Source organism: Pseudomonas bohemica, assembly GCF_002934685.1.
GTDB classification, from domain to species: Bacteria; Pseudomonadota; Gammaproteobacteria; order Pseudomonadales; family Pseudomonadaceae; genus Aquipseudomonas; species Aquipseudomonas bohemica.
This window is the reverse complement of record NZ_NKHL01000121.1, coordinates 300,832-317,322: the sequence shown is the minus strand read 5'-3', so window position 1 is coordinate 317,322 and position 16,491 is coordinate 300,832. Positions and strand designations below refer to the sequence as shown.

At 59.2% G+C, this 16,491-nt stretch carries 20 protein-coding genes; 10 read left to right on the top strand and 10 right to left on the bottom strand.

Features of this window, described 5'->3' with window-relative positions:
- Positions 1 to 49 precede the first annotated feature (49 nt).
- Positions 50 to 724, top strand: a complete 675-nt coding sequence (locus CE491_RS28980) for a dual specificity protein phosphatase family protein (protein ID WP_110951743.1) — start codon at positions 50 to 52, stop codon at positions 722 to 724.
- Between the two features lie 118 nt (positions 725 to 842).
- Here CE491_RS28980 and CE491_RS28975 read toward each other — a convergent pair whose 3' ends face one another.
- Both CE491_RS28975 and prlC read right to left on the bottom strand, forming a co-directional pair.
- Entirely contained in the window at positions 843 to 1,130 is a 288-nt protein-coding gene (locus tag CE491_RS28975) for a YheV family putative zinc ribbon protein (protein WP_110951742.1), read from the bottom strand.
- On the bottom strand, positions 1,127 to 3,214 hold the full coding sequence (gene prlC, locus CE491_RS28970) for an oligopeptidase A (RefSeq protein ID WP_199885287.1): 2,088 nt from the start codon (positions 3,212 to 3,214) through the stop codon (positions 1,127 to 1,129). Before prlC ends, CE491_RS28975 begins: the two co-directional genes overlap by 4 nt.
- Before the next feature lie 54 nt (positions 3,215 to 3,268).
- On the opposite strand from prlC, the gene CE491_RS28965 reads away from it, so the two are divergent.
- Both CE491_RS28965 and CE491_RS28960 read left to right on the top strand, forming a co-directional pair.
- Positions 3,269 to 3,817, top strand: a complete 549-nt coding sequence (locus CE491_RS28965) for a gamma carbonic anhydrase family protein (protein ID WP_110951740.1) — start codon at positions 3,269 to 3,271, stop codon at positions 3,815 to 3,817.
- A gap of 33 nt (positions 3,818 to 3,850) precedes the next feature.
- Positions 3,851 to 4,501 carry an HAD family hydrolase gene (locus CE491_RS28960; protein ID WP_110951739.1) on the top strand — a complete coding sequence of 217 codons (651 nt, stop codon included), beginning with the start codon at positions 3,851 to 3,853 and terminating at the stop codon, positions 4,499 to 4,501.
- A 91-nt stretch (positions 4,502 to 4,592) separates the two neighbouring features.
- On the opposite strand, the gene CE491_RS28955 is transcribed toward CE491_RS28960, so the two are convergent.
- Positions 4,593 to 5,660 carry an aminopeptidase gene (locus CE491_RS28955; RefSeq protein ID WP_110951738.1) on the bottom strand — a complete coding sequence of 356 codons (1,068 nt, stop codon included), beginning with the start codon at positions 5,658 to 5,660 and terminating at the stop codon, positions 4,593 to 4,595.
- Positions 5,661 to 5,768: 108 nt separating this feature from the next.
- On the opposite strand from CE491_RS28955, the gene CE491_RS28950 reads away from it, so the two are divergent.
- The gene (locus tag CE491_RS28950; protein ID WP_110951737.1) at positions 5,769 to 6,185 is read left to right on the top strand and encodes a PA0061/PA0062 family lipoprotein; all 417 of its coding nucleotides are present in this window, start codon (positions 5,769 to 5,771) and stop codon (positions 6,183 to 6,185) included.
- An 89-nt stretch (positions 6,186 to 6,274) separates the two neighbouring features.
- Here the strand turns inward: CE491_RS28950 and CE491_RS28945 are convergent, their stop codons facing one another.
- Complete coding sequence (locus CE491_RS28945; RefSeq protein WP_110951736.1) at positions 6,275 to 6,508, bottom strand: DUF1161 domain-containing protein; 234 nt, start codon at positions 6,506 to 6,508, stop codon at positions 6,275 to 6,277.
- 134 nt (positions 6,509 to 6,642) lie between these two features.
- A complete protein-coding gene (locus CE491_RS28940) occupies positions 6,643 to 7,074 on the bottom strand; it encodes an OsmC family protein (protein ID WP_110951735.1) in 432 nt (143 codons plus the stop codon).
- Positions 7,075 to 7,362: 288 nt separating this feature from the next.
- Between CE491_RS28940 and CE491_RS28935 the strand changes: the two genes are divergently transcribed.
- Positions 7,363 to 8,364, top strand: a complete 1,002-nt coding sequence (locus tag CE491_RS28935; RefSeq protein WP_110951734.1) for an LLM class flavin-dependent oxidoreductase — start codon at positions 7,363 to 7,365, stop codon at positions 8,362 to 8,364.
- 166 nt (positions 8,365 to 8,530) lie between these two features.
- Here CE491_RS28935 and CE491_RS28930 read toward each other — a convergent pair whose 3' ends face one another.
- On the bottom strand, positions 8,531 to 8,755 hold the full coding sequence (locus tag CE491_RS28930) for a DUF1161 domain-containing protein (protein WP_110951733.1): 225 nt from the start codon (positions 8,753 to 8,755) through the stop codon (positions 8,531 to 8,533).
- A gap of 142 nt (positions 8,756 to 8,897) precedes the next feature.
- Entirely contained in the window at positions 8,898 to 9,113 is a 216-nt protein-coding gene (locus CE491_RS28925; RefSeq protein WP_110951732.1) for a dodecin, read from the bottom strand.
- A gap of 178 nt (positions 9,114 to 9,291) precedes the next feature.
- Here CE491_RS28925 and CE491_RS28920 point away from each other — a divergent pair, with 178 nt between their 5' ends.
- Complete coding sequence (locus tag CE491_RS28920) at positions 9,292 to 9,618, top strand: DUF883 family protein (RefSeq protein WP_110951731.1); 327 nt, start codon at positions 9,292 to 9,294, stop codon at positions 9,616 to 9,618.
- On the opposite strand, the gene CE491_RS28915 is transcribed toward CE491_RS28920, so the two are convergent.
- Positions 9,619 to 10,518 (bottom strand): LysR family transcriptional regulator, encoded by a 900-nt coding sequence (locus tag CE491_RS28915; RefSeq protein ID WP_110951730.1) that lies wholly within the window; start codon positions 10,516 to 10,518, stop codon positions 9,619 to 9,621. It lies immediately after the preceding gene.
- Positions 10,519 to 10,641: 123 nt separating this feature from the next.
- Between CE491_RS28915 and trpB the strand changes: the two genes are divergently transcribed.
- The 3 genes from trpB (at position 10,642) to CE491_RS28900 (ending at position 13,289) form a co-directional block, all read left to right on the top strand.
- The gene (gene trpB, locus CE491_RS28910) at positions 10,642 to 11,862 is read left to right on the top strand and encodes a tryptophan synthase subunit beta (RefSeq protein ID WP_110951729.1); all 1,221 of its coding nucleotides are present in this window, start codon (positions 10,642 to 10,644) and stop codon (positions 11,860 to 11,862) included.
- Positions 11,862 to 12,674 carry a tryptophan synthase subunit alpha gene (gene trpA, locus CE491_RS28905; RefSeq protein WP_110951728.1) on the top strand — a complete coding sequence of 271 codons (813 nt, stop codon included), beginning with the start codon at positions 11,862 to 11,864 and terminating at the stop codon, positions 12,672 to 12,674. Before trpB ends, trpA begins: the two co-directional genes overlap by 1 nt.
- A gap of 126 nt (positions 12,675 to 12,800) precedes the next feature.
- On the top strand, positions 12,801 to 13,289 hold the full coding sequence (locus CE491_RS28900) for an anti-virulence regulator CigR family protein (RefSeq protein WP_110951727.1): 489 nt from the start codon (positions 12,801 to 12,803) through the stop codon (positions 13,287 to 13,289).
- A 126-nt stretch (positions 13,290 to 13,415) separates the two neighbouring features.
- Here the strand turns inward: CE491_RS28900 and CE491_RS28895 are convergent, their stop codons facing one another.
- Positions 13,416 to 13,748: a DOPA 4,5-dioxygenase family protein gene (locus tag CE491_RS28895; RefSeq protein ID WP_110951726.1), complete on the bottom strand. Its 333-nt coding sequence runs from the start codon at positions 13,746 to 13,748 to the stop codon at positions 13,416 to 13,418.
- A gap of 156 nt (positions 13,749 to 13,904) precedes the next feature.
- Positions 13,905 to 14,855, bottom strand: a complete 951-nt coding sequence (locus tag CE491_RS28890) for a choline sulfate utilization transcriptional regulator (RefSeq protein WP_110951725.1) — start codon at positions 14,853 to 14,855, stop codon at positions 13,905 to 13,907.
- Positions 14,856 to 14,969: 114 nt separating this feature from the next.
- Between CE491_RS28890 and betC the strand changes: the two genes are divergently transcribed.
- A complete protein-coding gene (betC, locus tag CE491_RS28885; protein ID WP_110951947.1) occupies positions 14,970 to 16,475 on the top strand; it encodes a choline-sulfatase in 1,506 nt (501 codons plus the stop codon).
- Positions 16,476 to 16,491 lie beyond the last annotated feature (16 nt).

Here is a 16,491-nt window from a genome sequence, read left to right as displayed (position 1 = left end):
TAGAGACTCGCCGCATCCTCTCCACCGCTAGCGCCCAAGGTAAGACTCGATGCGCCTTCGATTGATCGCTTCGCTGGTCGCCACACTGATGGCGCTTTCTGTTTGCGCGTTGGCTCAGGCTGATGACTCGCCGTCCTCAGGATCGCGCCCCAGCCAATGGGCGCAGTCGATCGACCCGCATTACAATCTGTACCAGATGACTCCGACGCTTTATCGCAGTCGCCAGCCCGACGCCGATGCCCAGCCGCTGCTGAAGAAACTCGGCGTGGTGACCGTGGTGGATCTCATCAAGGAAAGCGACAGCAAATGGCTGTCAGACCCGTCGGTGACGCAGATCCAGATCCCGTTGCAGACCGTACATGTCGATGACGCGGACATCATTCAAAGCCTGCGCGCGATCCAGACGGCCCAGGAAAAAGGCCCGGTGCTCATGCACTGCAAGCATGGGCTGGACCGCACCGGGCTGGTGGCAGCGATGTACCGGATCGTTGTGCAGGGCTGGAGCAAACAGGCTGCACTCGACGAGATGGAACACGGCGGCTACGGCGATGAAGACAGCCTCAAGCACAGCATCGATTACATCAACAAGGTCGACGTTGGCGCCCTGAAAACTGCCCTCAACAGCGGCGCATGTAGCACTAGCGCGCTTGCCGGCTGCGCGATCAAGGGCTGGTTTCAGCAGACAGACGTGGTGGGGGTTCAGACGATTTTGTGGCGGTTGTAAAAGCCAAGTCGGTAGCAGCGCGCCTGCCCGCGAATGGTGGCGTACCGGCGAAAAACTCGCCGTTTGACACCACGCCATTCGCAGGCAAGCGCACTCTTACAGAGAGATAGCGCCTGGATCAGCTCGGATCAACCGGCTTTTTCAGCTTCGGATTCGGGAAGAACTGCACACCCTGCACCTTCGGCCCAGCCGGTTTTACCGGAGCCTTGTTGACGCGTGTGCCCAGTTCTTTCGGGATCGACTGACCCTGGGCGTTGAGCGTATCGCAATACCCGCAATGCACGCACTCGCGATGCGGAACGTCGTCTTCGCTCCACATCATCAACTTGTCAGGCTCGCTGCACGCCGGGCAGACAGCCCCGGCGATGAAGCGTTTCTTGGTAATCACATGCGGTGTATCCGTCATGCTGCCGCATCCTCACTCAGGCCGGAATGGCGCAAGAGTGCGTCAATCGAAGGCTCGCGTCCGCGGAAGTCGACGAACAGCACCATCGGCGCCTGGGAACCACCGCGGGCCAGAATCGCTTCGCGGAAAGCACGACCGGTTTCGGCATTGAGCACACCGTCTTCCTCGAACCTGGAGAAAGCGTCAGCCGAGAGCACTTCAGCCCATTTGTAGCTGTAGTAGCCCGCCGCGTAACCACCCGCGAAGATGTGCGCGAAGCTGTTGGGAAAGCGGTTGTACGCCGGCGGACGCATTACCGAGACCTCGTCGCGCACGCCTTCCAGCACTTGCAGCGTGGTACGGCCGTCGCCGTGAGTGGCGTGCAGTTCGAAGTCGAACAGTGAGAATTCCAGCTGACGCACCATCATCAGACCGGACTGGAAATTCTTCGCCGCGAGCATTTTCTCCAGCAGATCCTGAGGCAACGGTTCGCCGGTTTCGTAATGGCCGGAAATCAGCGCCAGCCCCTCCGGCTCCCAGCACCAGTTTTCCATGAACTGGCTTGGCAGCTCGACCGCATCCCAGGCCACGCCGTTGATGCCCGAGGCACCAGCGTGTTCGACGCGGGTCAACAGATGATGCAAGCCATGGCCGAACTCGTGGAACAGCGTCGTGACTTCGTCGTGGGTCAGCAAGGCAGGCTTGCCCGGCGATGCCGGTGTGAAGTTGCAGACCAGGTTGGCCACCGGGCTCTGCAGGGCACCGCCGGATGTACGGCGGCGATCGCGGGCGCCATCCATCCAGGCACCGCCACGCTTGTTGGCGCGTGCGTAGAGATCGAAGAAGAAGCGGCCGACATGCTGGCCGTTTTCCTTGATTTCGAACAAGCGAACATCGGGGTGCCAAGTGTCGAAGCCTTTCTGCTCGGCGATTTCGATGCCATACAGTTTTTGCACGATGGCAAACAGGCCGCCCAATACCTTGTCGATGGGGAAGTAGGCGCGCAGGGCTTCCTGAGAGACGCTATAGCGCTGTTCTCGCAATTTTTCGCCATAGAAACCCGTGTCCCAGCTTTGCAGATCCGGGCAACCCTGTTCGGCAGCGTAAGCCTTGAGCTGCTGTAGATCCTGCGCAGCGAAGGGCTTGCTGCGCTTGGCGAGATCGCGCAGGAAGCTCAGCACCTGATCGCTGGATTCAGCCATCTTGGTCGCCAGACTCAGCTCCGAGAAGCTGGCGAAGCCCAGCAGTTTGGCCAGTTCCTGACGCAAGTCGAGGATCTGTTCCATCACAGGGCCGTTGTCGTTCTTGCCCGCGTTCGGGCCTTGGTCCGAAGCACGGGTGCAGTACGCCGCGTAGACTTCTTCACGCAACGCGCGGTCTTGGGCATAGGTCATCACCGCGTAGTAGCTCGGGAATTCCAGGGTAATCAGATAGCCGTCGAGGCCCTTGGCCTGGGCGGCTGCCGCCATTTGCCCCTTGGCCGAATCGGTCAGACCCTCAAGAGCAGCTTCGTCGGTAACGTGTTTGGTCCACGCTTGAGTGGCGTCGAGCAACTGGTTGGAGAACTGGCTGCCCAACTCGGACAGCTTGCTCTGCACTTCGGCGTAACGCTTCTGCTGCTCGGGCGGCAGGTCGATACCCGACAGACGGAAATCACGCAGCGAGTGCTCCAGAATGGTTTTCTGCGCCACGTCGTAGCTGGCGGCTTCGGGGCTGTTGGCCAAGGCTTCGAAAGCCTGGAACAGTTCGCGGTTCTGGCCCATTTCGGTAGAGTAGGCGCTCAACGCTGGCAGGCACGATTCATAGGCCTCGCGCAGTTCGGCGCTGTTGCACACGGCGTTCAGGTGGCTGACCGGGCTCCAGGCGGCGCCCAGGCGGTCGTTCAACTCGTCCATCGCCAACACCAGCCCGGCCCATGTGGGCTGCTTGCCTTGCTTGGCGAGGATGTCGGCAATCGCAGCGCGATTGTCGGCGAGAATCTGGTCAATGGCAGGTTTTACGTGCTCGGCGCGTATCGCCGAGAAAGGTGGCAGGTCGTACGATTGCAAAAGAGGGTTGTTCGCGCTCACGGTTCGGCACCTTGGCTGGAAGAAACACTTGAGCATCTTAATTACAATCGGCGCTGACCGCAGCTATCTGCACCAGAGAAGGAACCTATCGTGGCTATTCGCAAGTTCCAGAATCACACGCCGGCCCTTGGCGCACGGGCCTTTGTCGATCATTCGTCGGTTGTCATCGGTGATGTCGAAATCGGTGCCGACAGTTCGGTCTGGCCGCTGACGGTGATTCGCGGCGACATGCACCGCATCCGTATCGGCACTCGTACCAGCGTGCAGGATGGCAGCGTGCTGCACATCACCCACGCCGGCCCCTTCAATCCGGACGGTTTCCCGCTGTTGATCGGCGACGAAGTGACCATAGGTCACAAGGTCATGCTGCACGGTTGCACCGTCGGCAGCCGGATCCTGATCGGCATGGGCAGCACGATCATGGACGGCGCGGTGGTCGAGGATGAAGTGATTATCGGCGCGGGCAGCCTTGTTCCGCCGGGAAAAAGACTTGAAAGCGGTTTTCTGTATGTCGGTCGTCCGGTCAAGCAGGTGCGCCCGCTGACCGAGAAGGAGATCGCTTTCTTCCCATACAGCGCGAGCAACTACGTGAAGCTCAAGGATCAGCATCTGGCCGAAGGTTTCGACAAACCCTGCTGAGCCGGTTATTCGTAGCTGCACATGAGAGAAAACATGCATTACCAGAATATTCTGTTCGACCTGGACGGCACCCTGACCGATCCACGGGAAGGCATCACCCGTTCAATCCAGTTCGCCTTGAGCAAGTTGGGCATCGACGAACCCGATATCACCCGGCTCGAACACTTCATCGGCCCGCCGCTGTTGCAGCAATTCATGCGCGCGTATGACTTTGACGAGGCCAAGGCCTGGGAAGCGGTGGGTTTCTATCGCGAGCGCTTCAAGGTCACGGGGCTGTATGAAAATCTGGTGTTCGATGGCGTATTCGAGCTGCTCGATCTGCTCTCTGATCAGGGTCGCACGCTGTTTATCGCCACGTCCAAGCCTTGGGTGTTCGCCCATGAAATCGCTCGGCATTTCGACTTCGCCCGGCACTTCAAGTTGATCTACGGCAGCGAACTGGACGGCACGCGCACCGATAAGGTCGAGCTGATTCGGCATCTGCTGGATGAGGAAAAACTCGATCCGAAGCAGACGTTGATGATCGGCGATCGCAAACACGATTTGATCGGCGGCAAGCGCAACGGGTTGGATGTGGCGGCAGTGGGGTACGGGTTCGGCAGCCGTGAAGAGTTGCAGGCCAAAGCGCCGACTTATCATTTTGAATCGTTGAAAGCGCTGCATCGGGCGTTTCTCAAGACCTAAAAGCAACTTGTGGGGCATACCCGCGATTGGGCTAACAAATCGTCGTCAGCTGCACGGCAATCGCGGGCAAGCGCGCTCCTGCAGTTGGGGTTCAGGCGCAGGGTTTCGCCAACCGCTCCAATGCCGCCTTTCGCTGATCCCTGGGCAACCCACCCATCTTCTCAACCGCCGCAAAGAACGCAGGCCAATTACCGTTGACCTGCTTGAACAGCCTCTCGAATGCCGGCACCCACTGGTCATACAGTCCGATCGGCAGCAGCCGTGCGTTATTCATCGACGCGTAAACCCAGCTGTCGAAGCGCTTATCGCCACCCCATTGGCTGTCGCGCAGCAGCCGGTACTGACTGCGCAGGCGCTCGAACTCTCCGGCTTTGCGCTGACGCATCACCTCTGGCGTCAGAGGTTCGGCGTACAAGGCTTTGAGACGATCACGCGTGCCGAGCACCAGTTGCGTCAGTTGATCGCGCCGCTGGGTTTCGGACGATGCACTCTCGGCAGGCAGCCCACGCGCCGCACGCCATTGCCGGGTGCCTTCTTCTTCTACGAACGTGGCGTAGGACTCGTTGAATTCGCTGTCATCTTTCACATAAAAGCGCTGATGCGCCAGCTCATGGAAGATCAGCGTCGCCAGCCGCTCATCACCCCAGTTCATCATCGAGCTGATGATCGGGTCGTTGAACCAGCCAAGCGTCGAGTACGCCTCGACGCCACTGACATACACGTCCTTGCCGTTGAGCTTCTGCAATGCCGCCTCGCCCCGGGCGGAGCCCTGGTTGTAGTAGCCGCGATAGGCGACACAGCCGGCAATCGGGAAGCAATGGGTCACCGGGTCAAGGGAAAATTCACCAGTGGCGAAGACGTTCCAGACTACGTAGGGGCGATGGATGTCGGCGTACAGGCGATAGCTTTTGTTGTCCGGCAGATGCAAGTGCTGGCTGGCGAACTCCCGTGCCTGCTGAGAGTTGCGTAGATGATCACGCAGTTTGGGGTCGCGCTGCGGATCGGCAATCACGTCCGCGACCGGTTCACGAGCTCGCAACAAGGCCAGCTGACCGCTTGCCAACTGCGTGTAATAGGAAAGACTGGAGCAACCGCTGAGGAGTAAAATCGCCAGCATCGGCAAGCCGCGCCGCAACCACAAAATGTTCAATCGATTCATGCAGCGGCCTTAACGTCGAAATACAAGAGTTGCCACCGCCAGCGTTATGCCGCAGAGCCGGTCCATGACGCAACCATCATTGTCATCTGCCTGAATGCGGAGTCTGTCATGCGCCTGCCCCTGTCAATCATTGCCCTGAGTCTGCTGGCCGGATGCGCCGGCCCGCTGCCCGCGGTGGACCCGCAGCAGGCCTGGGTCGATCTGCATACCTTCACCGGTAAGACGCTGATGGCCGATAAGCTCGATGGCGTGCGCACGGAAGATGGCCGCTATTTTCAGGTGACGCCGGGCAGGCACAAGCTGGAAGTACGTTACGACTATGAATACGCGCCAGGCGGGCTGGGACTGTCGATGGATATCTATAACGAGCTGACCTGCTACGTCACCATCGACTATGACCACTTCGAGGCCGGGCACCGTTATCGCCTGGACGTGCGCCATATCGCCAATAGCATCGACGCACAATTGCGAGATGAACAGCGCAAGGTACTGGCGGAAGAAGGGCAGATTTTTTGTATTCCTTGAGAGGCTGACTACCACTGCAATGGCTTTTGACTCTGCCCCGGGACGTAGAAGCAAGCTGCGCTCCTACGCCTTCGGCAGAAGCTTGAAAGTCAGCGATCATTCTTCTGATAAATGATCTTTTTCGTGCCGTTGTCGCACGTGCCCACGATCATGTTCGGGTCCTGGGCCTCATCATTTCCGACGATCTCCAGCGTGTAGGAGCTGACGTTCTGCGCCTGGATCTTGGCTTCGATTTCGGCCTTCAGCTCTTCGCAAGGTTTGGGAGCGGCGAACACGCTGGTGGTCAGTGCACTGAGGATCAGGGTAGTGGCTAAACGTTTCATGCTCGACTCCTTCGATGCCGCGCGAAACGCATCGGCCCTGCATCTGACATTATTTGCCGCCACCGGTTCTCACACCCCTGAAATGCAGATGACCCGCATGTGCGGGCCATCGAAGTCATGTGGTCAGTGCAAGATCAGCTGACCAGCGTGGCATCCAGCGTGATCTTGGCGTTCAGCACTTTGGAAACCGGGCAGCCTTCTTTGGCTTTCGCGGTCAGTTCATCGAACTGCGCCTGGGTCGCGCCCGGCACTTTGGCCTTGAGGATCAGATGCACAGCGGTGATCGAGAACCCTTCGCCGTCCTGGTCAAGGGTGACTTCAGCCTGGGTATCGATGCTCTCGGCCTTCAGATTTGCGCCGCCGAGGATCATCGACAGGGCCATGGAGAAGCAACCGGCATGGGCCGCGCCGATCAGTTCTTCCGGGTTGGTGCCCTTGCCGCCTTCGAAGCGAGCCTTGAAGCCATATGGCGCTTCGCGCAGGACGCCGGTTTCGGTGGAGATGCTACCGATGCCTGACTTCAGGTCACCTTCCCAGTGGGCGGACGCTTTCTTGACGATGCTCATGATGTCTCCTCATGAATTGAGCGCGATTAACTCGCACATGGACCAAAAGTCTGAGGAGTGTAGAGGCAAGTTAGTTCCACGGGTCTTACATCAGCGGTCATTTGCCGACTTCATGCAATGTCAAATCCGACTAAATTAGTAGGAAATTTCCGCTTCCCCATTGCAACCTGAAAATCCGGCCTTATCCTAGAGCCTTAACGCAACTATTTAGGCTTAACGCAGGTTATGCTCTCGCGCCTTGAAGCTTTGGGCGCCCGACCAAGCCCCCAAGAGGATCCACCACGGCCTATGAAACGCTTAGCTGATGTGAAGATTTCCACCCTCGACCTGGTGCCGGTTCGCGAAGACAAAGGCGCGGCGCAATCGCTGCGCAACTCGCTGGACCTGGCTCAACACGTCGAGAAATGGGGTTACAACCGGTTCTGGGTTGCCGAACACCACAATATGGACGGCATCGCCAGCTCAGCGACCTCAGTGTTGCTGGCCTATCTGGCGGGCGGCACCTCGACCATTCGCGTGGGTTCGGGCGGCGTCATGCTGCCCAACCACGCACCGCTGGTGATCGCCGAACAGTTCGGCACCCTGGCCAGCCTCTATCCCGGCCGTATCGACCTGGGTCTGGGCCGCGCTCCGGGTTCCGATCAGATGACGGCTCGCGCCTTGCGCCGTGAACGCTCCGGCAGCGCCGACGACTTCCCGGACGATGTCGCGGAGCTGATGAGTTACCTGGGCCCGCGCCAAGCCCATCAACGGGTGATCGCTGTGCCAGGCACCAATACCAACGTGCCGATCTGGCTACTGGGCTCAAGCCTGTTCAGTGCGCAATTGGCGGGGCAACGCGGCTTGCCATACGCCTTCGCTTCGCACTTCGCGCCGCGCTTCATGCACGAGGCGATTCGTGTCTATCGCAACCACTTCCAGCCCTCGGCGGTGCTCGATAAGCCTTATGTGATGCTCGGTGTGCCACTGGCCGCTGCCGATACCGACGAGCGCGCTGAATATCTGGCGACTTCGGTCTACCAGCGCATCCTCAGTTTGATCCGCGGACAAAGCCTGATGCAGAAGCCGCCGGTTGAAAGCATGAAAGGCTTATGGCTGCCCCATGAGCGCGAAGCGGTGATGGACTTCTTTGGCATTGCAATGGTGGGTGGGCCGCAAAAGATCCGGGCCAAGCTGGATGTGCTCCTGGAGCAGACCGACGCTGACGAGCTGATCTTCACCTGTGACATGTACGAGCATACCGATCGGTTGCGCTCGTATGAGATTCTGGCGCAGGTCGCGCGGGGCTGATCAGCACCTGAGCCGCTGTAGGAGCGCGCTTGCCCGCGACTGCGGCGCGTCATCCGACATTTATGTGTCGGGTCGGTCGCCATCGCGGACAAGCTCCTACAGGGTTCACGCGGCGCACAAAAAAACCGACGCCAGATGCGTCGGTTTTTTCCTGCAACGGGCCAGATCAGCCGCGTTTGTAAACCAGTTCCTTGGTGCCGCCTTCGCAGGTGCCGACAACCTTGCCATCGGCGGCGCTGCCTTTATCCACGGCATCCAGAGTATAGGACGCTACGCCCCTGGCCTTGATCTTCGCGTCGATGTCCGCCTTCACGTCATCGCACGATCTCCCGGCTGCCATGGTGGTGCCCGCAATGCTCAACAATCCTACCGCTAAAAGAATCTTCTTCATCGGTCACACTCCCTCGTCTGGCGCTTTTCAAGCGTAAAGGCCGCTGGAAAGAAGCGGCCCGATCACACAAGCCTCGCGTCGAATTCACGACAGCGCGGTATGTATAGCGAAGGTTGTGGCATTCAGCCAGTTCAAAAGTTCATCAGCTCTTGTCGATGCGGAAACCCACTTTGATGGTCACCTGAAAATGCGCGACCTTGCCATCCTTGATGTGACCTCTGGTTTCCAGCACTTCGAACCACTCCAGAAATTTCACGGTTTCCGCCGCCTGAGCGATGGCATTCTGAATCGCGTCATCGGTGCTGGTGGGCGACGAGCCGACCAGTTCAAGCAGCTTGTAGGTGTGATGTTCAGACATGGCAGTTCTCCTCAAATGGTCTTCAATGGGAGCGTAGCAGCGAATTTGCTCTCTACGTCTGGCGTGGAAAGCCCCTAAAAGTTCATAAATAAAGGCTCTTCGAAACCGCACTGCACTTTCTGAAAACCCTGTAGTCGGAATCAACACACGCCACTCATCACTGCAGGAGAGTCACATCATGGCATTCACGTCATCCCGTAAAGCGTCTTTGCAAAGTATGGAAGCTGAGATCGAAAGTCTGCTCAAGTCGTTGGAAAGCTTGAAGTCGGACGCTTCGGACGAGTCGCGCAAAACCCTGAAGACCCTCAAAGCCAACGCTGAAAGCGCGCTGAGCCATTCGCGCAGCCTGCTGAGTGATGTCTACGAAGACGTCAAAGTAAAGACCCGCGAAACCAGCGTGGCCACTCGTGACTACGCTCAGGAACACCCTTGGACCACAGCCGGTGTCGCCGTGGGTGCAATTGGTCTGTTGGCAGCCTATCTGCTGTGTAAACGCGCCAACTGATCAAGCCTGACCTGAACGTTCCAGCTCCTGCTTGAGCCATCGCGCCAGCTGCTGCGCACGCCCGTCGGCGGCACGTTTAGGTACCCATAACGCCAGTTGCGCCGGGGTTTCAGTGAAACCCCATGGCGCAGCGAGGCGTCCAGCCTTCAGGTCATCGGCCACCAGTTGTTCAGGCGCGATGGCGACTCCAAGGCCCGAAACAGCGGCCTCCAGCAAGTAATACAGGTGCTCGAACCCTTGACCGTACCTCAGTGCGTCGGGATCGATTCCATTCTGCTTCGCCCAACTCGGCCAGGCCTGCAAGCGTGACATGGTCTGCAGCAGCGGCTCGCTGATCAGCGCTTTCAGCGGCGCATGACGCAATGACTCGAATCGCCCGAAACGGGGACTCAATACAGGCCCGATGCGTTCGCTTGCCAGCTCGTAGACCTGCATGTCGGCAGGCCAGGGTGGTTCGGCGAAGACCAGGAGCGCATCCAGACCCGGCCGCCGGGGGTCGAGATCACCTTCACCTGCTGACAAATGCAGACGCAGGTCTGGTAGATCGGCATTCAAACGTCCCAATCGCGGAATGAACCAGCGCGCCAGCAGGCTGCCCGAACAGCCCAACACAAACGGCGCATCGGTACTGCCCTGACTCAATTCGGCGCAAATGCTGCGCAGGCGGTCGAACGCTTCAGCGCTCGCATCGCGCAACCTGACACCGGCATCTGTGAGTTTAATGCCGCGGCCATCCTTGCTGAACAGGCCCACACCCAAGTGCTCTTCCAGCACTTTCAACTGACGGCTGACGGCGCCGTGGGTAACGTGCAGCTGTTCCGCCGCCCGACTGACGCTGTTCAGGCGGGCCGTGGCTTCGAAGGCACGCAAGGCGTTCAACGGGGGAAGATCTCGGCTCATGATATCTGTGATTTTTTCTGACAGGTCACGGCGATCTTATCGGTTTTCATTGCTCATGACGCTGGTTAAAGTGTGTCCACTGCCTCAACGGCTAATCCATTCGTCACCTCGGAGGTCTTCACCATGACCCAGACCCAATACAGGAACGGCCCAGATGCCCGCGGCATGTTCGGCGCGTTCGGCGGTCGTTATGTCGCCGAAACGTTGATGCCGCTGATCCTCGACCTGAACCGCGAGTATGAAGTGGCGAAAGAAGATCCTGCATTCCTCAAGGAATTGGCCTACTTCCAGCGCGACTACGTCGGTCGTCCAAGCCCGCTGTATTTCGCCGAGCGTCTGACCGAGCACTGTGGCGGCGCCAAGATCTACCTCAAGCGCGAAGAGCTGAACCACACCGGCGCGCACAAGATCAACAACTGCATCGGCCAGATCCTCCTGGCACGGCGCATGGGCAAGAAACGCATCATCGCCGAGACCGGCGCAGGCATGCACGGTGTGGCCACTGCCACCGTAGCCGCGCGTTTTGGTCTGGAATGCGTGATTTACATGGGCACCACCGACATCGAGCGCCAGCAGGCGAACGTGTTCCGCATGAAACTGCTGGGCGCCACCGTGATCCCGGTCGTTGCCGGCACCGGCACCCTGAAAGACGCGATGAACGAAGCGCTACGTGATTGGGTGACCAACGTCGACAGCACCTTCTACCTGATCGGCACCGTTGCCGGTCCACATCCTTACCCAGCAATGGTGCGTGATTTCCAGGCCGTGATCGGCAAGGAAACCCGCGTGCAATTGCAAGAACAGGAAGGCCGTTTGCCAGACAGCCTGGTGGCGTGCATTGGCGGGGGTTCAAACGCGATGGGCCTGTTCCACCCGTTCCTGGATGACACCACCGTGCGCATCATCGGCGTCGAAGCGGCCGGTCACGGCATCGAAACCGGCAAGCACGCAGCCAGCCTGAACGGCGGCGTGCCGGGCGTGCTGCACGGCAACCGTACCTTCCTGCTGCAGGACGACGATGGCCAGATCATCGACGCGCACTCGATTTCCGCAGGTTTGGATTACCCAGGGATCGGCCCTGAACACGCCTGGTTGCACGACATCGGTCGTGTCGAATACACCTCGATCACCGATCATGAAGCCCTGGCCGCGTTCCATCAGTGCTGCCGTCTGGAAGGCATCATCCCGGCGCTGGAAAGCGCCCATGCCCTGGCTGAAGTCTTCAAGCGCGCGCCGACGCTTCCAAAAGATCACCTGATGGTGGTCAACCTGTCCGGCCGCGGTGACAAGGACATGCAAACCGTCATGCACCACCTGGATCTGTCCAAGCAGGAGAAACATTGATGAGCCGCCTGCAAACCCGTTTTGCCGAGCTGAAAGAACAAGACCGCGCCGCCCTGGTGACCTTCATCACCGCAGGCGACCCGGCGTATGACACCTCGCTGGCGATCCTCAAGGGTCTGCCCAAAGCCGGTGCCGATGTGATCGAGCTGGGCATGCCCTTCACCGATCCGATGGCCGACGGCCCAGCGATTCAGCTGGCCAACATTCGCGCGCTGGACGCCAAACAGAATCTGGCGAAAACCCTGCAAATGGTGCGCGAGTTCCGGGCGCAAGACAGCACCACGCCACTGGTGCTGATGGGTTACTACAACCCGATCCACAACTACGGTGTCGAGCGTTTCATCGCCGAAGCTCATGAGTCGGGCGTCGATGGCCTGATCGTGGTCGACCTGCCGCCCGAGCATAACGGCGAGTTGTGCGACCCTGCGCAGGACGCCGGTCTGGACTTCATCCGCCTGACCACGCCGACCACCGACGACAACCGCCTGCCCACCGTGCTCAACGGCAGTTCCGGTTTCGTCTACTACGTCTCGGTCGCCGGTGTGACCGGTGCTGGCTCGGCCACCATCGATCACGTCAAGCAAGCCGTGGCGCGCCTGCGTCGTCACTCTGATCTGCCAATCAGTGTCGGTTTCGGGATTCGTACGCCAGAGCAGGCCGCAGCCATCGCTCGCGTGGCAGACGGCGTGGTCGTCGGCTCGGCACTGATCGATCACATCGCCAATGCGCAGTCGCCGGACGAGGCAGTCGGCAACGTACTGAAGCTGTGCTCGGAGTTGGCCGAAGGCGTTCGTAAGGCACGTGTGTCCTGAAGGTAAAGTTCCTGATACAGAGGAATCTAAGTCTTTGGTCGGTAGACTAAGCAGTACAGCAAAGGGGTTCAGGACCTACGTTCTGCCCCTTTTTTGCTGATTCGAATTTGCTCAGGAGCGCGCTACATGAAAGTCTCGAATCGTTTGATCACAGGGTTGGGCGTGTTGATGATCGGCGCCAGTGCGCTGGTCCACGCTGCGCCGCCAGATCAACGTGGCGGCAATGACGATCGCAGCCCCGGTCAGCATCAGGATCAGAATTCTCAACGCGGCCCGCAGGGCAATCGTGGCAATGACCGCAGTAACGACCAACGTGCGGACAATCGTGGCGATGATCGTCGCGGCGGGCGTCCGCCGGAAGATTTCAGTGACGTTCGCCGAACTATCCAGGAACATCGCGAAACTATCGGTCGGGGCCAACCGCTGCCACCGAACGTGCATATCGCCAAAGGCCAGCCGTTGCCACGCGGTTACGGTCGTCGTCTGGATGATCGCTCGCAGCAGTATCTGCCGCGTTACGACGGCTACGAATGGCGCCGCCTGGGCCCGGACATTGCACTGGTCGCGATTGGCAGCGGGATCGTCTACGAGATTCTGGATGGCGTGTTGAACTAAGGCATTTCCAACTGTAGGAGCCTGCTTGCCCGCGATGGCGATGTCCTGACACCTCGGCGTCGGATGACACACCGCAATCGCGGGCAAGCGCGCTTCTGCGCTTCTACGGGGGTTACACGGTCGTTGTCACTTTCTGAACATCCCCACATTCAACTCCCGCACCCCGCCCATCCAGATCGCGTGCTCGGTGTGGTCGGCCAGATCGTCGCCGGTCAGCGGATGCGTAAACACCACCAACCCATTGCGATTGAGCGCCAAATACAGCATCACCTCGGCGAACTGCGAATGAGAAAACGCCAGCTGGCAGCTCCAGTCCGGGTGTGGCCCGACTGGACGCTCATGTACGCGCCCCATACGAATATCGAATTTCGCCGCCACGCTCTCGCACAGCGCCCGCGCCTGCTCGATCATCTGCGCATCAAAATAAACATGGGCGTGATAGCCCTCGACAGATGCCATGTCCGGTCTCCTAGGCAGTAACAGCGGCACTTGCTGCTAGTCTCAAAGAGTAAGAGTTATCCACAGTCCCGGATCAATTGCCATGAGGAATGCGGAAACCCCGGCAGAGAATTTTGTCGTTTGAAGCGCATTCGTTCGCAGAAAAATGGCGATGATTTACACCGCAATTGAGGGCAGCGGCTTGCCTACCAACGATTCCCCGCTCGACGCCTGCTCACTTTTTAACCAATCGACGAAGCGCTGCACAATCTGCACGCGTCTTTTTCGCTGCGGCAGGACGATGTAATAGCCGTAAGCGGAGATGGCCGTCGCTTCGATAGGTCGACAAAGCAAGCCCTGTTCCACCAAATCATCAACCAGATGCCGCCAACCGATCGCCACGCCCTGACCGCCAATCGCTGCCTGAATCAGCAGTGTGTAATTGTCGAATCGCAGTTGGCCCGGCGCAGGCATCTGCGCGATGTTCAGGGCGCGAAAAACGCCGCCCCAGTCGAACCAGTTATTGCCGCCTTCACCGCGCAGATGCAGCAGCGCGAACTCCTTCAACGCCTCGGTGGGCAAGGGCAATTCGCGCCCGGCGAGCAACTTGGGGCTGCACACCGGAAACACTTCCTCGCTGAACAACCAGTGGCTTTCTCCCTGTTTGAATCGACCGTCGCCAAACAACACCGCGACGTCGATATCGGCGCGCAACATGCTGTGGCTGCGCTCGCTGGTCACCAGGCTGACATCGACGTCCGGGTTGTCCTTGTGGAAGCGATACAGGCGCGGCATCAGCCAATACGCGGCGAAGGCGAAGTCTGTCGCAACCTGTAGCACCTCATGCTGATGCTGCTCGGTAATCAGGCTCAGCCCGGCATCCATCGACTGCAATCCGGCCTGCACATGGTTGAACAGAATTTCCCCGGCGTCGGTCAGTTCGATGCCGCGATAGATGCGATCGAACAGGCGCGTTGCCAGCTGTTCTTCTAACTTTTTGATTTGCTGGCTAATGGCCGGTTGAGTGGTACCCAGTTCAATGGCGGCCGCTGTAAAACTACGCAATCGCGCGGCCGCCTCGAAACCGCGCAGCAGATCCAACGACATGTCACCAAGAGTGATAAACATAAGCCTGGCTTATCCTACACATTGCGTTTAATGGGCTTTACCGCTGAAGCCATGGGTCCCATCCTCTGGAACAGCAATTTCGCATAAATATTCACTATGGAATGCCGCGAAGACATGAAGCGCAAGAACATTCTTTTCATCATGGCCGATCAAATGGCCGCGCCGATGTTGCCGATTTACGCCTCATCTCCAATCAAAATGCCGAATTTGAGCCGCCTCGCTGCAGAAGGCGTGGTGTTCGACGCCGCCTATTGCAACAGCCCACTGTGCGCACCGTCGCGTTTTACCCTGGTCAGCGGTCAATTGCCGAGCAAGATCGGCGCCTATGACAACGCGGCCGACTTCCCCGCCGATGTCCCGACCTACGCCCACTACCTCCGCCGTCTGGGTTATCGCACCGCGCTGTCAGGCAAGATGCATTTCTGCGGACCCGATCAGTTGCACGGTTACGAAGAGCGCCTGACCAGCGACATTTATCCAGCCGACTACGGCTGGGCGGTCAATTGGGACGAGCCGCACGTGCGCCCGACCTGGTACCACAACATGTCGTCGGTGCTGCAGGCCGGGCCATGCGTGCGCACCAATCAGCTCGATTTCGACGAAGAGGTGGTGTTCAAGGCCCAGCAGTACCTGTTCGATCACGTGCGGGAGGATGGCGATCAGCCGTTCTGCCTGACTGTGTCGATGACCCACCCACACGATCCATACACCATCCCCAAGGAGTACTGGAACCTCTACAGCGATGGCGACATTGCGCTACCGCCCACGCCGCCAGCCCAGGCGGATCAGGACCCGCACTCACAGCGTCTGCTAAAGGTCTACGACCTGTGGGACAAGCCGTTGCCGGAACACAAGATTCGCGACGCCCGCCGTGCTTACTTCGGCGCGTGCAGTTATATCGACGACAACGTCGGTAAGCTGCTGAAGACGCTGGAAGACACCGGTTTGGCCGAAGACACCATCATCGTGTTCTCGGGCGATCACGGCGACATGTTGGGCGAGCGTGGCCTCTGGTACAAAATGCACTGGTTTGAAATGTCCGCTCGCGTGCCGTTGCTGGTGTACGCTCCGGGGCAATTCAAGGCCGGTCGCGTCAAGGCCGCTGTGTCCACCGCCGACCTGCTGCCGACATTCGTCGCGCTGGCTGAAGGCGAACTGGAACCCGGGCTGCCGCTGGATGGCCGCTCATTGTTGCCGCATCTGCAAGGCGAGGAAGGTCATGACGAAGTGTTCGGCGAGTACATGGCTGAAGGCACCCACAGCCCGCTGATGATGATTCGTCGCGGCGCTTACAAATTCATCTATTCGGAACAGGACCCATGTCTGCTGTATGACCTGTACAACGATCCGAAAGAGCAGGAAGAATTGAGCCAATCCGAGGCTCATCGCGACCTGTTCAACGCGTTCCTGGCCCAGGCAAAGGCCAAGTGGGACATTCCGGCGATACACCATCAGGTGCTCGCCAGCCAGCGTCGGCGGCGTTTCGTCGCAGAGTCGCTGGCCCGCGGCAAGCTGAAGAGTTGGGATCACCAGCCGCTGGTAGACGCCAGTCAGCAATACATGCGCAACCATATCGATCTGGACGATCTGGAGCGCAAGGCTCGTTATCCACAACCTTGAACCCTGCCAACACCTA

Coding starts and splice junctions, on each gene's coding strand:
- CE491_RS28900 (WP_110951727.1), top strand. CDS start 12,801: ATGAAAGTCTCGAATCGTTTGATCACAGGGTTGGGCGTGTTGATGATC.
- CE491_RS28945 (WP_110951736.1), bottom strand. CDS start 6,508: ATGAAACGTTTAGCCACTACCCTGATCCTCAGTGCACTGACCACCAGC.
- CE491_RS28960 (WP_110951739.1), top strand. CDS start 3,851: ATGCATTACCAGAATATTCTGTTCGACCTGGACGGCACCCTGACCGAT.
- CE491_RS28980 (WP_110951743.1), top strand. CDS start 50: ATGCGCCTTCGATTGATCGCTTCGCTGGTCGCCACACTGATGGCGCTT.
- CE491_RS28950 (WP_110951737.1), top strand. CDS start 5,769: ATGCGCCTGCCCCTGTCAATCATTGCCCTGAGTCTGCTGGCCGGATGC.
- CE491_RS28920 (WP_110951731.1), top strand. CDS start 9,292: ATGGCATTCACGTCATCCCGTAAAGCGTCTTTGCAAAGTATGGAAGCT.
- prlC (WP_199885287.1), bottom strand. CDS start 3,214: ATGCTCAAGTGTTTCTTCCAGCCAAGGTGCCGAACCGTGAGCGCGAAC.
- CE491_RS28925 (WP_110951732.1), bottom strand. CDS start 9,113: ATGTCTGAACATCACACCTACAAGCTGCTTGAACTGGTCGGCTCGTCG.
- betC (WP_110951947.1), top strand. CDS start 14,970: ATGAAGCGCAAGAACATTCTTTTCATCATGGCCGATCAAATGGCCGCG.
- CE491_RS28955 (WP_110951738.1), bottom strand. CDS start 5,660: ATGAATCGATTGAACATTTTGTGGTTGCGGCGCGGCTTGCCGATGCTG.
- CE491_RS28890 (WP_110951725.1), bottom strand. CDS start 14,855: ATGTTTATCACTCTTGGTGACATGTCGTTGGATCTGCTGCGCGGTTTC.
- trpA (WP_110951728.1), top strand. CDS start 11,862: ATGAGCCGCCTGCAAACCCGTTTTGCCGAGCTGAAAGAACAAGACCGC.
- CE491_RS28940 (WP_110951735.1), bottom strand. CDS start 7,074: ATGAGCATCGTCAAGAAAGCGTCCGCCCACTGGGAAGGTGACCTGAAG.
- CE491_RS28975 (WP_110951742.1), bottom strand. CDS start 1,130: ATGACGGATACACCGCATGTGATTACCAAGAAACGCTTCATCGCCGGG.
- trpB (WP_110951729.1), top strand. CDS start 10,642: ATGACCCAGACCCAATACAGGAACGGCCCAGATGCCCGCGGCATGTTC.
- CE491_RS28930 (WP_110951733.1), bottom strand. CDS start 8,755: ATGAAGAAGATTCTTTTAGCGGTAGGATTGTTGAGCATTGCGGGCACC.
- CE491_RS28895 (WP_110951726.1), bottom strand. CDS start 13,748: ATGGCATCTGTCGAGGGCTATCACGCCCATGTTTATTTTGATGCGCAG.
- CE491_RS28935 (WP_110951734.1), top strand. CDS start 7,363: ATGAAACGCTTAGCTGATGTGAAGATTTCCACCCTCGACCTGGTGCCG.
- CE491_RS28915 (WP_110951730.1), bottom strand. CDS start 10,518: ATGAGCCGAGATCTTCCCCCGTTGAACGCCTTGCGTGCCTTCGAAGCC.